This is a genomic window from Duganella qianjiadongensis (genome assembly GCF_009857915.1).
GTDB classification, from domain to species: domain Bacteria; phylum Pseudomonadota; class Gammaproteobacteria; order Burkholderiales; family Burkholderiaceae_D; genus Rugamonas; species Rugamonas qianjiadongensis.
The window spans coordinates 40,099-53,869 of sequence record NZ_WWCM01000008.1 but is presented as its reverse complement, the minus strand read 5'-3'; the positions used below and the strand labels follow the sequence as shown (position 1 = coordinate 53,869).

Genomic DNA, 13,771 nt, shown 5'->3' with positions numbered 1-13,771 from the left:
GATCAATGAAGCCAGTCCGTCTTCCTGCCGCCGCCACGCTAGCCCTGCCGCGCTGGGCCCTGTTCGCCCTCGGCCTGCTCTACATCCTGCCCGGCCTGATCGGACGCGAACCGTGGAAGAACGACGACGCTGCCAGTTTCGGCATCATGTGGACCATGGCACACGGCAACTGGCAGGACTGGCTGTGGCCGAATATCGCCGGCCTGTCCATGCCGGAGGAAGGCCCGCTGGCGTTCTGGCTGGGCGCGTTCGGTATCAAGCTGTTCGGCCCCTTGCTGGGCGACGTGCTGGCGGCGCGCGTGGCCACCGTCGGCATCTTCCTGCTAGGCGTGCTGTCGCTATGGTATGCCACCTTCAATCTGGGCCGCCGCCAGGATGCCCAGCCGCTGCGGCTGGCCTTTGGCGGCCAGCCCGAACCGAACGACTTCGGCCGCACCCTGGCCGATGCTGCCGTACTGATCTATCTGGGCTGTCTGGGCCTGCTGCTGCACAGCCATGAAACCACTTCGGAAGCGCTGCAGGTGTCGCTGGTGGCCCTGCTGCTGTACCGCACCGTGCGCTATGTGGAAGCACCATCGCTGCGCAATGCCGCTCTGAGTGGTCTGGCCGTCGGCCTGCTGACGCTGACGCGCGGCTGGATTACCCCCGTCTGCCTGATGCTGGCCCTGTTTGCCTGCACCCGCTGGCTGGACCAGCCCGCCATCCGCGCCGCGCGCGATCTGGCTGCCACGCTGGCCGTAGGCGTTGCCGTAGCTGCCCTGTGGCTGCTGCCGGCCCAGCTGTTGCAACCCTACGGCCAGCAGCCGCTGCAGGCATGGCTGGGCTGGAATCTGGAACAGCTAGCCCTGCCCGGCATATTGTCGATCAAATTCTTCCTGCGCGTAGGCACCTGGTTCTACTGGCCGGCCTGGCCGTTTGCCGGCTGGGCCGTCTGGGCCTGGCGGCGCCAGCGCCGCGCGCTGCACATCGTGGTGCCGCTGGCGTTTGTCACCATGGGCATGCTGCTGACCCTGTTCAATCCGCTGCCGGAACAGAGCCAGCTACTGGTGCTGCTGCCGCCGCTGTCCATCATGGCCGCCTTCGGCCTGCTGACCATGAAGCGGGGGGCCATCAACGCCATCGACTGGTTCTCCGTCATGGCGCTGACGCTGTGCGCCGCCGTCATCTGGATATTCTGGTTCGCCAAGCTGACGGGCTGGCCGCCGAAAGCGGCCAAGAACGCGCTGAAACTGGTGCCCGGCTTTACCCCGGAACTGGGCTGGATCGCGCTGCTGGTGGCGCTGGCCGCCACGGCAGGCTGGTTCGCGCTGGTGCACTGGCGTATCTCGCGCCAGCCGGCCGTGCTGTGGCGCGCCGTGGTGCTGTCCTCCGGTGGTCTGATACTGATCTGGATCCTGCTGATGACCTTGTTCCTGCCGGACGTCAATTACTCGAAGAGCTACGCGGCCGTAGCGCGCCAGATTGCGGAAAAAGTACCGGCGGGTGGCGGCTGCATCGCCACCAATGTGGGCCCGGCCCAGCGCGCCTCGTTCGCCTATTACGCGGCCCTGCCGTTCGAAGGCATACAGCCGCAACGCTGCAATCTGCTGCTACTGCAGGACAGCATACGGGTCAGGGATGAGCACGAGATACTGCCGCAGTACCGCGGCAAGCAGTGGGAACTGTTGTGGGAAGGACGGCGTGCGGCGGACCGCGAAGAACGCTTCCGCCTATACCGCCGGGCCGACTAGGCTGTCGGCCATGCTAGCGGCGCGCCTACACGGCGCGCCGCAACAGATTCAAGCGGGCGAGCGCTCGCCGGCTTCATTAACGGCGCGCCAGCACCATCGCCTTGGCGGGAGCTTCTGCCATAGGCAGCAGACCGAAATTCGCTACAGCCACGGTTTCGTTATCATCGCGGAACTCGAACTGGGTCCCCGCTTCGCTCTGGAAGCGGTCTTTCGCCACAGGGAATATCTCTACCCGTGCGCCGCGATCCACCCGCACATAGATACGGTTCAGGTTAGTGGTGAACTTCATGGTCTGGCCGTTGCTAAGCGCAAACGACTGTTCCAGATCGTACAGTTCCTGCTGGTTCAGGTGATAGCTGGGGGTAGGTTTCACCTGCACCATTGCATCGCCTGCGTGGGCAGTGCCCAGACTCAGGGCGGCAATGGAAGTGGCAACTAAAGCGGCAATCAGGGTTTTCATGGTGTGCTCCGTAGGCAATTGGGGGAAGTTTTTCACTTGCTGGAGTCACCGCTGCTCTTGGTTTTCAGCGGTTGACGTAAGCACAATAGCAAGAAAAACTGCCCGCATCCGGCCTATGCGACGAGCCGCAGATAGGCTGGCACCAACGGCATTCTGGCGCGATAAACCGTGCAATCCCTGCGCCCGGCTGCATGATGTCCGGCCGGATCAGGAAAGCTATGGCCGGCGCAGCGGGCTTAGCGCCCTGAACTTGCAGCAACGGGGCAAATCAGTGATAATGGCGGTCGCGTTGCCCGAGTGATGGAATTGGTAGACGTAGCGGACTCAAAATCCGCCGCCGCAAGGCGTGCCGGTTCAAGTCCGGCCTCGGGCACCAGAGATACAAAAAAAGCACTGACTTGTCAGTGCTTTTTTCTTTGCGCTTGTTTCGCCTAATCGCGTCCCGGCACCATGCGCTCGAACACGCCATCCTTATCGACCAGACGGTGCTTGAGCGCGCCAGCCACGTGCACGCACACCAGCGCTATCAGCAGCCAGACCAGAGTGCCGTGGATGTCGAAATAGGCCTCGGCCGTGTCATGGTTGGCCACCGCCAGCCGCGGCAGGCTATAGCCGAAAAACACCAGTCCCGATTTGCTGTAGGCAGCACCTGCTATGCCCGCCAGCGGCAAAACGAACATGCACAGATACAGCCCTACCTGCACCATTTGCGCGGCACGCAGCTGCCATGCCGGCATTTGCGACGGCAGCTGCGGCACAGGATGGCTGCGCCGCCACGCCAGCCGCACCAGCACCAGCGCCAGCACGACCAGCCCCAGCGATTTATGCAGGACGAAATACGGCTTGGCAGCGGGCGTGTGCTCGATCTCCATCATGTACCAGCCCAGACCGGTCATAAATACCAGCAACAGGGCACTGATCCAGTGCAGCGCCAGAGCGATGCGGTCGTAACGCCAGCCTACCGTGGGTACAGCCTGTGGGCGAAAAAGGTTCATACCATCCTCTTGAGTCGAAGTAGTGCACTTGAATATAGTGCACTTGAATTTTATCGCACAAACACTATATTTTTCAATATAATATAAAACCACAAAATGAAGGATAGCCCGTGCCCGATACTGTTACCCTGCCGCTAGACGCCATGCATGCCGCCGCCCAACAGGCCTGCGGCCTGCTGCGTGTGCTGTCCAATCCCGATCGCCTGCTGCTGATGTGCCAGCTGTCGCAGGGCGAGCATTCCGTGGGCGAGCTGGAAACCCTGCTATCGATCCACCAGCCTACTCTGTCACAACAGCTGGGCGTGTTGCGTAGCAACGAGCTGGTCCACACGCGGCGCGACGGCAAGAACATCTATTATTCGGTGGCCAGTACGCAGGCACTGGCCGTGATGCAAGTGTTGTATCAGCAATATTGCCCCCAACCTGCAAAGGGATAAACCATGGCGATCGACCTCACCCACTTTACCCCCGGCCTGTCGCTTGCCGGCGGCCTGATCATCGGCATTGCCGCCAGCGTGCTGATACTGTTTAACGGCCGCATCGCCGGCATCAGCGGCATACTGGGCGGCTTGCTCAGCTGGCCACGTAATGACCGCCACTGGCGTCTGGCCTTTCTGGCGGGACTGATAGCTTCGCCGCTGGTAGCAGGCCTGATCGGCTATGTCACGGCGCCAGAAATCCATGCCAGCTGGGGCGTGGTGCTGCTGGCCGGCTTCATCGTCGGCCTCGGCACACGCTACGCCGGTGGCTGCACCAGCGGCCACGGCGTATGCGGCATGTCGCGTGGCGCCGTGCGTTCCATCGTCGCCACCCTCACTTTCATGGCAGCCGGGTTTATCACCGTCTACCTCCAACGTCATCTGCTGGGAGCCTGACATGCTGGTACTCACTTCCTTGCTGGCCGGCCTGCTGTTCGGCCTCGGCCTGATCATCTCCGGCATGGCCAATCCCGTCAAAGTGCAGGGTTTCCTCGATCTGGCCGGCAACTGGGATCCGTCGCTGGCCATGGTGATGGCTGGCGCCATCGGCATCGGCGGCTTTACTTTCCTGCTGGCGCGGCGCCGCCCGCTGTCCTTGCTGGGGCTGCCCATGCAACTGCCCGCCAGTAACGCCATCACCGCCCGTCTGGTGCTGGGCAGCGCTGCCTTCGGCATAGGCTGGGGCATGGCCGGCTTCTGCCCCGGTCCGGCACTGGTAGCCTTGGGCGCCGGTTACCCGAAAGCCGCCGGCTTTGTGGCCGCCATGATCGCCGGCATGGCGGTATTCGAACTGGCCGAACGGCGGCGGCAAACAAGCCGCAGCTAAAGCGTGTCGGCGACAGACTTTTGTACTGAAATCTAGTGGAAGAATAGTTTCCCATGAGGAAAATATGTCATAATTCGTACTACCTTTTTGTTTTACACAACTTTGATTTACAGCCATGCCGCGCGATACGACTTCTGATTCCTTAACCTACTGGGATGAGCGGGTAACAGCCAGCCGCTGGCTGATCGCCAAGACAGCGGCATGGGGCGCGCTGGCAGGATTATTCGCTACGCTAGGTCAGGGCTGGCTGGAAGATGCCCGCCCGATTTTCCCCTTCATCCAGCAGAATTACGCCCTGTGGCAGACCGTCTACCTGCTGGCACTGGTGCTGGTGTTTGTGCTCTGGGCGGCCGCCATGCAGCAGAAAATCACCATCCTGCATAACAGCAAGGTAGGCCGCGCCGCCCAGCAGCGCGTGGTCGATTTCAATGCCCGCCAGGCCCAGCGCAAACTGGAAGCGCTGCAGCGGCGCGAACAGGCGCTGCGCGATCAGCAGGCGCAAGCGCAGGCCGCCAGCAAGCCGCAAGAAGGCCGCAGCAACAAGTTCGATTTCTGAGAGCGGGGCCGCCGCAGCGGCCCGCTACCCTATTCGTAGCGCAGGCAATCCACCGGTAGCAGACGCGATGCACGCCGCGCCGGATAGAAACCGAAGAACACTCCCACCAGACTGGAAAAGCCGCAGGCCACCACCACGGCCTGCAGCGTGATGAACACATCGAACTTGCCGGTTGCCGTAATCGCCGCCGCTGCGCCGCTGGCCAGCACGATGCCGAACAGGCCGCCCACCAGACAGATCACCACCGCTTCCGTCAGAAACTGCCACAGCACATCGCGCGGCTTGGCACCTATCGCCATGCGGATGCCGATTTCGCGCGTCCGCTCCGTCACCGACACCAGCATGATGTTCATGATGCCGATGCCGCCTACGATCAGCGAAATGGCACCAATCAGACCCAGCAAGGCAGCCAGTCCGGCGCTGATCTTCTGCGCCGTTTCGGCGAACGAAGCCAGGTTATCGATGCGGAAGTCGTCCGGCTGCTCGTACTTGATGTGGTGGCGGTCGCGCAGGGTTTCATTGATATCCTGTATCGCGTCCTGCAGGTTGCCGCCCGATTTACCCTGTGCCACCACGTAGTGCACATTGCCGGGGAAAGGCAGGCGCACCAGATTCGCTGCCGCTGCCGTAATCGGCACCAGCACGTAATCGGCCAGATCGCCGCCATCGACCTGCTTGCCTTCGCCATACAGCACGCCCACCACCTGGAACGAGACGTTCTCGATGCGGATGTATTTGCCCAGCGGGTCGGTCTTGTAGAAGAACTGGTCGGCGATCTTATGGCCTATCACCACCATGCGCGCGGCGGCACGCACGTCGGCATCGCTGAATACATTGCCCTGATCGATTTTCCAGCCGCGGATCTTGAACATGGCAGTGGACACGCCATGCACCGTCTTGGAAGCGTTCTCGTTGCCCACCGCGAGATTGAAGCCGCCCTGCAGCACGGGGGCGGCGCCAGCCAGCGACGGCAGTTCGTTCAGCGCAGCCGCATCGGCCATGGTCAGCGCCGGTGCCGCGCCGGTGCGCATGCGCTGCTGCTGGGCGCGGTCGCCGCCGGGAGAAACGAACAGCATATTGGTGCCCAGCTGCTCCAGCTCCTTGGCGATGAAGCGCTTCATGCTGTCGCCCACGGCCAGCAGCAGCACCACCGAGGTAATCCCGATGATAATGCCCAGCATGGTCAGCAGCGTACGCAAGCGGTTGGCCATCATGGAGCGGAACGCTTCCACCACAATCTGTAAAGGATTCATATGATTTATACCGTGATAGCTTCGTGGCTGGCCGCCAGCTGGCGCAGGCCTTCCGCAGCCGGTCCGTCGTACAGCACGCGGCCATCCTTGAGCCGCATCAGGCGCTTGGCATAGGCGGCAATATCGGGTTCGTGCGTCACCAGCAGGATGGTGATGCCGCGCTGCTCGTTGAGCTGCTGGAACGAGCGCATGATGTCGATGCTGGTCTGGGTATCGAGGTTGCCGGTGGGTTCGTCGGCCAGTATCAGCGGCGGATCACCCACCAGCGCACGGGCAATCGCCACGCGCTGCTGCTGGCCGCCGGACAGCTGGTTGGGCGTGCGTTTGGCGTATTCCTTCAGTCCCACCCGTTCCAGTTCCAGCAGCGCCTTGGCATGGGCCCTGGAACGCGACACGCCCGCATAGATCAGCGGCAGCGCCACGTTCTCGGCCACGCTCATGCGCTTGATCAGGTTAAAGCTCTGGAACACAAAGCCGATGGTGCGGTTGCGGATGGTGGCCAGTTCTGCCCGCGACAGGGTGAGCGTATCCACGCCATCCAGAAAATAACTGCCGCCGCTGGCCTGATCGAGACAGCCGAAGATATTCATCAGCGTCGATTTGCCGGAGCCGGACTGCCCCATGACGGCGACGAAATCGCCCCGTGGCACGGCCAGATCAACGCCGAACAGCACCTGCGTTTCGACGTTGCCGGAGTGGTAGCTCTTGGTGACCTGACGGATGTCGATCAGCAGCGGCGCTGTCACAGCTCACCCGATTTCTCGTTGATGGCGCGGGTCACTACCTTGTCGCCCTGCTTGAGCTCTCCGCCCACCACCTCGGTGTAGCGGAAGTTGGATAGACCGATGCGGATATCTTTCGCCACCGGCTGGTTCTTGTCGTCCAGCGTGTAAATTTTGAAGGTGCGCGACAGTTCGCTCTTGCTGCGGAAGGCTGCATCATCTTCCGGCGGGGGCACCGGACTGGCGGCCGTACTCGCAACGGCGCTGGCTGCAGCGCTGGCACTGGCCGAAGCACTGGCCTGTGCCTTGGATTTCTGCTTCTGCTTGTCGATTTCCTCGTCGCTCAGGCGGAAGCGCAGCGCCGCCGTGGGTATGCGCAGCACCTGCTCGCGGTTGCCTACCAGCAGCCGCACCTGTGCCGTCATGCCGGGCTTGAGTAGCTCTTCATTGTTGTCCACGTCCAGCACCACGTTATAGGTCACCACGTTCTGCACCACGTTGGCGGCCAGACGGAACTGGCGCATGCGCGCTTCGAACTCCTTGTCCGGATAGGCGTCTACCACGAAGCGGGCCAGCTGGCCTTCTTTCAGCGCCCCCACGTCGGCCTCGGAGACGCTGGTATCGATCTGCATCTTGGTCAGGTCGCGCGCGATCTGGAACAGCGTCGGGGTGGTGAACGAGGCGGCCACGGTCTGGCCCAGATCCACCGTGCGCTTGATGATCACGCCGTCGATGGGCGAACGGATCACCGAGTTATTCAGATCGGCCTGCGCCCTTGCCAGCTGGGCCTGCGCCAGCTGCACATTGGCCTTGGCCACATCCACCTCGCGGCGCGACTGGTCCAGCGTCAGCGAGGACATGAAGCTCTGCGCCACCAGTGTCTGGTTGCGCTGGAAGGTCGCCTGCGCCAGCACCAGATTGGCCCGCGCCGATGCCAGCTGGGCGTCGCTCTGGGCGATCACGGCGTTAAAGATGGTCGGGTCCAGCTTCAGCAGCACCTGACCTTTTTTTACATGGTCGTTGAAATCCGCTTTCAGTTCGCTCACCGTGCCGGACACCTGCGAACCGATATTAATCAGCGCTACCGGATTGATGGTACCGGTGGCCGTTACGGTCTGGGTGATGGTGCCGCGGTCGACCGGGGCGGTACGGAAGCGCGGCGCCTCGACGGCAGCGGGTTTGGAGCGGGCATACCAGACCGACGTTGCGCCGGCCACGATCAGCAGGCCAGCGGCCAGCACGATCTTTTTCTTGGTCAGAAAAGCCATCGTTGCATTTATCCCTGAGCGAGATCCGTCGATATGCGGATCAACACGCAGAGTATTCATGAATTTTGCCATAAATGCAATCCGGCCGGATGAGGGGCATCCGGCCTGCGCACGGCGCCGGGCTTTAGCGCGCCGCCAGCGCCACCGTGGACAGCGGCAGCAGTATGCGCGCCACCAGCCCCGGTGCACCATCTTCCAGCTGAAGCTCGCCGCCATGCGACAGTGCCGTGGCCGAAACGATGGCCAGCCCCAGACCATTGCCGGGCAAATGGCGGCTGGCGTCCACGCGGTAGAAGCGCTGGGTTACCTTGCCCAGCTCCGAGGCGGGTATGCCCGGCCCCGTATCGGCCACCACAATCGCGGCGCGGCCCTGATACTGCTGCACGCCCAGCCTGACCTGCGCACCGGCACCGGCATACTTGATGGCGTTATCGAGCAGGCTGGCCACGGCGCTGGCCAGCAGATTGCGGTCGCCGTCGACCTGCACGGCGTCGTCCAGTTCCAGCGTCAGCGTCACGCCGCGGTCCTCGGCACTGGCTTCGTACATCTCGCCCATATCGCGCGCTATCTGCGCCAGCGCCAGTGGCTCGAACAGCCGGGTACGCACGCCCGATTCCGCCTCGGCGATCTGCAGCAGGCGCTCGAACAGGCGGATCAGGTCATCGATATGGTCGATCGCATCGTGCGCTGCCCCGGTCAGGCGCGGCACGCTGGGTTCCAGCCGCAGTGCTTCATCGAGCTTGCTGCGGATCCGCCCCAGCGGCGTGCGCAGGTCATGCGCGATGGCGTTGGATACGTGGCGGATGCCATCCATCAGCCGTTCGATGCGGTCCAGCATGCGGTTGATATCGCTGCCCAGCAGGGCGAATTCATCGTCGCCTGCCACCGGTATGCGCGAGCTCAGATCGCCCGCCTCGATCTGCGCCGCCGTGCGGCGGATCGCGCCCAGCCGCCGTTCCGTCATGCCGCGGAACAGCAGCGCGCCGCCCACCGTCAGCAACAGCGACACGGCGGCACCGGCCAGCACCGCATGCCAGATCACCGTGCGCACGGCTTCCTGCTCGGCCAGATCGCGTCCCACGATCAGCATGCCGCCCTGTTTGAGCGGCCGCATTACCAGCCGGGCGCGGGTAGGCAGGCCCGCGCGCAGCACCACCGAGGTCACCAGCTGCTGGCTGTCGTCTTCGCGTTCGGGCGACAGCACGGGCCAGCTGCTGAGATTACCCACCTCGCCATGGCCGTCCAGTGCCACCAGTTCGAAAATCTCGCGGTCGCTGTCGATGCCGTCATCGAGCTGGCGCCGTACTTCGGCCAGCAGCACCTTGTGCGGCCGGCCGATAGCGCGCGCCATCACCCGGTCGGCCTGGGCGATCAGACGGCTATCGTTCTCGCGCTCCAGCACGCCCACCGTGCCGCGATAGAACACGGCCGACACCAGCGCAATCGACGCGGTGCCCAGCAGGCCGTAGCCCAGCACCAGCTTGATGGCGATCGAGGTGCGCAGCCTACTCAAGTGCGCTACCCGTTTCCGGCCCGTCGCCCATGCGGTAGCCCACCCCGCGCAGGGTGTGGATCAGCATCACGGGGAAATCCTTATCGACCTTGGCGCGCAGACGGCTGATCTGCACATCGATCACATTGGTCTGCGGATCGAAGTGGTAGTCCCACACGGATTCCAGCAGCATGGTGCGGGTGACCACCTGCCCCACGTTACGCATCAGGTATTCCAGCAGGCGGTATTCGCGCGGCTGCAGAGCAATTACCTTGTTGCCGCGGGTGACGCGCAGAGTGCGCAGATCGAGCTTGAGGTCGGCCACCTGCAGCTGGGCGCTGTCGGCGCCGGGAGCGCTGCGCCGCTGCAGCGCCTCCACCCGTGCCAGCAGTTCGGAAAAGGCAAACGGTTTGGACAGATAGTCGTCGGCGCCGCCGCGCAGGCCGCCCACCCGCGCCTCGATGGAATTGAGCGCACTGACGATGATGACGGGCGTGGTTTTGCCCTGCGCGCGCATCTGTTCAACGATGGCGAGACCATCGCGCACACCGGGCAGCATGCGGTCGAGGATGACGATATCCCACTCGCTGCCCAGCGCCAGCGCCTTGGCTTCGGCGCCGCTGGCGCAGGCGCTGGCGCTGTGACCTGCATCGCGCAAGCCCTTGCAGATGTAATTCGAGGTGTCGATCTCGTCTTCTATGACTAGGCAGCGCACGCGGCTCTCCGGCTATTCTGGGGTGGAGCTATTTTACCGCGCCGGCACGGCGCGGGCGACCTGCTCTCAGGCGGCTGGCTGGCCAGCCAGTTCGCGGTACAGCGCAGCGTAGTTGCGCGCCATGGTCTCTGCGCTGAACAGTTCCCAGTAGCGGGCTTCGGCACGGCGCCCCATTTCGGCGGCACGCTCGGGGTTTTCCCACAAGGTGCGCATGGCTGTGCCCAGCGCCTGCGGATCATCCGGCGGCACCACCAGCCCCGTTTCGTTATCGATATTGATGTAGGTGGTGCCCGTGCCGATCTCGCTGGAGATCATGGGCTTGCCGTACATTGCGCCTTCCAGCAGCGAAATGCCGAACGCTTCCGAACGCAGGTGCGAAGGGAACACCATGGCGTAGCTCAGTTCCAGCAGCGCCACCTTGTCCTCCTCTTCCAGCGCGCCGACAAACAGCACGTGGGTCAGGCCCAGCCGCTCGGCATGCTGCTTGAGCTCCTGCTCGATGGGGCCGGCGCCGACGATGACCACCGGATAATCGAGCTTGGCCATGGCGTCGAGCAGGATGTGCAGGCCTTTGTAGTAGCGCAGCACGCCCACGAACAGGAAGAAGCGCTCGCCGCAGCGCTCGCGCCACTGCTGCTTGACGCTCGCGCGCGGCGACGGATAGATGCTCTTATCCAGCCCGTAGGTAATGGTACGGGTCTTGTGCCGGAAGCGCTTGAGTACGGGCGAGGACGCCATGTAGTTGGGCGACGTGGCAATAATCACGTCCACATCGCGCAGGAACTGGCGCTTGAGCGGGCCATACACGCGCAGCAGATTCTTCTGCCGCACGATATCCGAATGGTAGGTCACCAGACTGGGCTTCTTGATGCGCGCCATGAAGTGGGCCAGATCCATGAACGGCCACGGGAAGTGGTAATGGATCACATCCGCTTCGCGGGCCAGCTTTGCCAGCTGGCGGATGGCGGCGAACGAGAAACCGGTCGAAGCAATTTCGAAATCCAGCGGCATGCGATGCACCGTATGGCCCTCGATTTCCATCTGCTGCGGGCCGCTATCGCGCGTCAGCGTCAGCACTTCGTTATGGATGCCCAGCTTGCCCGTGCCTACGCAGAGCTGGCGGATCACCTGCTCGATGCCACCCCAGGTATCGGGATAATAGGTCTTGTAGAAATGGAGTACGCGCATGGCAGATTATTGGTTAAGGACTTGCTGGTACACGGCCACCGTGCGGCGTGCCGCCACGTCCCACGTCAGTTCCAGCGCGCGCCGGCGGCCGACAGCGATACAGCGGCTGCGCACCGCATCGTCGCGCACCAGCGTGGTCATGGCGTTGCTGATCTCGCCCACCGAGAGCGGATCGAATTCGAGCGCGGCGCCGTTGGCCACTTCCGGCAGCGAGGTGGTGCCGGAACAGGCCACCGGCACGCCGCTGGCAAAGGCTTCCAGCAGCGGCAGGCCGAAGCCTTCGTGCAGCGAAGGGAAAATGAAAGCGCCGGCACAGGTGTAGAGCTGCTGCAGCTGGCTGTCGTCGGTCAGCTGGTCCAGCCAGACCACATTCTCGCCGCGCTGCTGTGCCGCCTTGATCTGCGCCACCAGCTCTTCGCTGCGCCAGCCCGGCGCACCGACGATCACCAGCTGTCGCGCCGAACGCAATACCGGCGGCAGCGCCAGATAGGCTTCCAGCAGACGGCCCACATTCTTGCGCGGCTGTAGCGTCCCTACGGTCAGGAAGTAACCGGCGCGCAAACCATATTGCTGCAGCATGGCCTCGCAAGCCCCGGCCGGCGGCGCATCGAACCATTCCGCCCGCACGCCATGCGGCACCACGCTGATGCGCCGCTCATCCACGCCGAAGCACTCCACCAGCTCGCGGATCGAGAAGTGCGAACCCGTCATCACATGCTGCGCCTTGCGCGCTGCCTTAATCTGCAGCCAGTTTTTCAGCTTGCGCTGCTTTGCGCTGCACCACTCGGGATGCGAAATCGGCAGGGCATCATGCAGCGTTGCCACCACGGGGCAATCCATCCGCACAATGCGGTAATCGGTAGCATGGAAAATATCGATGGGTGCAGCATTGCGCCCCAGCGCCGCCTGTGTGCTCAGATGTACCGAGGCAGGCAATAGCAGATCGCCCAGCGTGGCAAGCGGGAACGACAGCGGCAAAGGCTTACCCACCGTCAGGCGCAGCTTGTCGCCGGGCGGCGCAAACGAAAACGGCAGCACTTCCACACCGGCCGCAGGCAGATGCTGCAGCAGCGCGCGGCTGTACACGCCCAGGCCGTCCAGACGGCCGCCTGTCAGCGCCGGTTCTAGCGTGGTAGTGGAGAGCCCGACGCGCAGTCCGGCAGTCTTGCTCGCGCTGCTCACGCCGAGTACATCCAGCGCAGCGTATCGGCCAGCGGCACCGGCTCCAGCGGACCGATGGCGGCCGCCAGACGGGCATGGTCGCCCACCAGCCGCACCACTTCATTGGCACGCACGAAAGCGGGATTGACCCGCACATTGATTTTGTAGCCGGCGATCTCGCCCATCATGTCCAGCACTTCGCCCAGCGACCAGCCGTGGCCGGAGCAGACATTGAAAGTCTGGCCTACCGGCGCTGCGGCCAGCAGGCGACGGTAGCAGCGCGCCACCATGCGCACATCGGAAAAATCACGCCACACATGCAGGTTGCCCAGCTCGATATCGCTGGCCTGACGGCGGAAATGCCCGACGATTTTCGGCAGCAGGAAGTTCTCCTGCTGGCCCACGCCGGTGTAATTGAAAGGACGGACAAAGATCAGCGGCAGCTTGTCCTGCCACAGCCGCGCCATGTATTCCATGGCCAGCTTGCTGACGGCGTAATCATTGGCCGGTGCAGCGGCCACGCTCTCGCTGATCACGCCCACATCGGTATTGCCATAGATGTTCGCGCTCGACGCCAGCAGCACGGCGGAAGGCCGATGCGATTGCGCGGCCAGCGCCTGCAGCAGATTGCGCGTACCCATCACGTTGACGCGGTAGATCTGCTCCACGTCGCCATGGGCCACGAAGGCGATGGCCGCCAGATGCACCACCACGTCGGGCTGCACCTGCTGCACCACCTGTGCCAGCGCGGCGCCGTCATTCAGATCGACGGCAAACTCGCCTTCCGCCGCAGTGCGGCCCGGCGTAATGGTGCCGTAGACCTGATAGCCGGCGGCGCGCAATTCTTCGGCGACGTAGTGGCCGGTGAAGCCGGACAGCCCGGTAATCAGGGCGCGCTTGCCGGCGCCTTCCATCGTCATGGCCGT

The 13,771-nt window shown here is 63.5% G+C and carries 15 protein-coding genes and 1 tRNA gene; 6 read left to right on the top strand and 10 right to left on the bottom strand.

Annotated features, from left to right (window positions below):
* The first annotated feature begins 5 nt into the window (after window positions 1-5).
* Window positions 6-1,730 carry an ArnT family glycosyltransferase gene (locus tag GTP27_RS12920; RefSeq protein ID WP_161039592.1) on the top strand — a complete coding sequence of 575 codons (1,725 nt, stop codon included), beginning with the start codon at window positions 6-8 and terminating at the stop codon, window positions 1,728-1,730.
* A 76-nt stretch (window positions 1,731-1,806) separates the two neighbouring features.
* On the opposite strand, the gene GTP27_RS12915 is transcribed toward GTP27_RS12920, so the two are convergent.
* A complete protein-coding gene (locus tag GTP27_RS12915) occupies window positions 1,807-2,190 on the bottom strand; it encodes a gel scht (RefSeq protein WP_161039591.1) in 384 nt (127 codons plus the stop codon).
* Window positions 2,191-2,481: 291 nt separating this feature from the next.
* Here GTP27_RS12915 and GTP27_RS12910 point away from each other — a divergent pair.
* Window positions 2,482-2,566, top strand: a tRNA-Leu gene (locus tag GTP27_RS12910).
* A 55-nt stretch (window positions 2,567-2,621) separates the two neighbouring features.
* Here the strand turns inward: GTP27_RS12910 and GTP27_RS12905 are convergent.
* Complete coding sequence (locus GTP27_RS12905) at window positions 2,622-3,185, bottom strand: cytochrome b (protein WP_161039590.1); 564 nt, start codon at window positions 3,183-3,185, stop codon at window positions 2,622-2,624.
* 143 nt (window positions 3,186-3,328) lie between these two features.
* Here GTP27_RS12905 and GTP27_RS12900 point away from each other — a divergent pair, with 143 nt between their 5' ends.
* The 4 genes from GTP27_RS12900 (at window position 3,329) to GTP27_RS12885 (ending at window position 5,046) form a co-directional block, all read left to right on the top strand.
* Window positions 3,329-3,622, top strand: coding sequence for an ArsR/SmtB family transcription factor (locus GTP27_RS12900; RefSeq protein ID WP_161039731.1), 294 nt, complete (start codon window positions 3,329-3,331; stop codon window positions 3,620-3,622).
* 3 nt (window positions 3,623-3,625) lie between these two features.
* Entirely contained in the window at window positions 3,626-4,060 is a 435-nt protein-coding gene (locus GTP27_RS12895) for a YeeE/YedE family protein (RefSeq protein ID WP_161039589.1), read from the top strand.
* Between the two features lies 1 nt (window position 4,061).
* Window positions 4,062-4,490, top strand: a complete 429-nt coding sequence (locus GTP27_RS12890) for a DUF6691 family protein (protein WP_161039588.1) — start codon at window positions 4,062-4,064, stop codon at window positions 4,488-4,490.
* Between the two features lie 115 nt (window positions 4,491-4,605).
* Entirely contained in the window at window positions 4,606-5,046 is a 441-nt protein-coding gene (locus GTP27_RS12885; protein ID WP_161039587.1) for a hypothetical protein, read from the top strand.
* A gap of 29 nt (window positions 5,047-5,075) precedes the next feature.
* Here the strand turns inward: GTP27_RS12885 and GTP27_RS12880 are convergent, their stop codons facing one another.
* From GTP27_RS12880 to GTP27_RS12845, 8 genes are all read right to left on the bottom strand, one after another.
* A complete protein-coding gene (locus GTP27_RS12880; protein WP_229633792.1) occupies window positions 5,076-6,299 on the bottom strand; it encodes an ABC transporter permease in 1,224 nt (407 codons plus the stop codon).
* 5 nt (window positions 6,300-6,304) lie between these two features.
* On the bottom strand, window positions 6,305-7,045 hold the full coding sequence (locus GTP27_RS12875; RefSeq protein ID WP_161039586.1) for an ABC transporter ATP-binding protein: 741 nt from the start codon (window positions 7,043-7,045) through the stop codon (window positions 6,305-6,307).
* Window positions 7,042-8,289, bottom strand: coding sequence for an efflux RND transporter periplasmic adaptor subunit (locus GTP27_RS12870; RefSeq protein WP_161039585.1), 1,248 nt, complete (start codon window positions 8,287-8,289; stop codon window positions 7,042-7,044). The genes GTP27_RS12875 and GTP27_RS12870 overlap by 4 nt, the downstream gene beginning before the upstream one ends.
* 124 nt (window positions 8,290-8,413) lie before the next feature.
* The gene (locus GTP27_RS12865; RefSeq protein ID WP_161039584.1) at window positions 8,414-9,802 is read right to left on the bottom strand and encodes a sensor histidine kinase; all 1,389 of its coding nucleotides are present in this window, start codon (window positions 9,800-9,802) and stop codon (window positions 8,414-8,416) included.
* On the bottom strand, window positions 9,795-10,496 hold the full coding sequence (locus tag GTP27_RS12860) for a winged helix-turn-helix domain-containing protein (RefSeq protein WP_161039583.1): 702 nt from the start codon (window positions 10,494-10,496) through the stop codon (window positions 9,795-9,797). The genes GTP27_RS12865 and GTP27_RS12860 overlap by 8 nt, the downstream gene beginning before the upstream one ends.
* Window positions 10,497-10,562: 66 nt before the next feature.
* Complete coding sequence (locus GTP27_RS12855) at window positions 10,563-11,684, bottom strand: glycosyltransferase family 4 protein (RefSeq protein ID WP_161039582.1); 1,122 nt, start codon at window positions 11,682-11,684, stop codon at window positions 10,563-10,565.
* A 6-nt stretch (window positions 11,685-11,690) separates the two neighbouring features.
* Entirely contained in the window at window positions 11,691-12,866 is a 1,176-nt protein-coding gene (locus tag GTP27_RS12850; protein WP_161039581.1) for a glycosyltransferase family 4 protein, read from the bottom strand.
* Complete coding sequence (locus GTP27_RS12845) at window positions 12,863-13,765, bottom strand: GDP-mannose 4,6-dehydratase (protein ID WP_161039580.1); 903 nt, start codon at window positions 13,763-13,765, stop codon at window positions 12,863-12,865. The genes GTP27_RS12850 and GTP27_RS12845 overlap by 4 nt, the downstream gene beginning before the upstream one ends.
* Between the last annotated feature and the right edge of the window lie 6 nt (window positions 13,766-13,771).

Excerpts from the sequence above, each read along its gene's own strand:
- GTP27_RS12920 (WP_161039592.1), top strand. The coding sequence starts at position 6 with ATGAAGCCAGTCCGTCTTCCTGCCGCCGCCACGCTAGCCCTGCCGCGC.
- GTP27_RS12915 (WP_161039591.1), bottom strand. The coding sequence starts at position 2,190 with ATGAAAACCCTGATTGCCGCTTTAGTTGCCACTTCCATTGCCGCCCTG.
- GTP27_RS12905 (WP_161039590.1), bottom strand. The coding sequence starts at position 3,185 with ATGAACCTTTTTCGCCCACAGGCTGTACCCACGGTAGGCTGGCGTTAC.
- GTP27_RS12900 (WP_161039731.1), top strand. The coding sequence starts at position 3,329 with ATGCATGCCGCCGCCCAACAGGCCTGCGGCCTGCTGCGTGTGCTGTCC.
- GTP27_RS12895 (WP_161039589.1), top strand. The coding sequence starts at position 3,626 with ATGGCGATCGACCTCACCCACTTTACCCCCGGCCTGTCGCTTGCCGGC.
- GTP27_RS12890 (WP_161039588.1), top strand. The coding sequence starts at position 4,062 with ATGCTGGTACTCACTTCCTTGCTGGCCGGCCTGCTGTTCGGCCTCGGC.
- GTP27_RS12885 (WP_161039587.1), top strand. The coding sequence starts at position 4,606 with ATGCCGCGCGATACGACTTCTGATTCCTTAACCTACTGGGATGAGCGG.
- GTP27_RS12880 (WP_229633792.1), bottom strand. The coding sequence starts at position 6,299 with ATGAATCCTTTACAGATTGTGGTGGAAGCGTTCCGCTCCATGATGGCC.
- GTP27_RS12870 (WP_161039585.1), bottom strand. The coding sequence starts at position 8,289 with ATGGCTTTTCTGACCAAGAAAAAGATCGTGCTGGCCGCTGGCCTGCTG.
- GTP27_RS12855 (WP_161039582.1), bottom strand. The coding sequence starts at position 11,684 with ATGCGCGTACTCCATTTCTACAAGACCTATTATCCCGATACCTGGGGT.
- GTP27_RS12845 (WP_161039580.1), bottom strand. The coding sequence starts at position 13,765 with ATGACGATGGAAGGCGCCGGCAAGCGCGCCCTGATTACCGGGCTGTCC.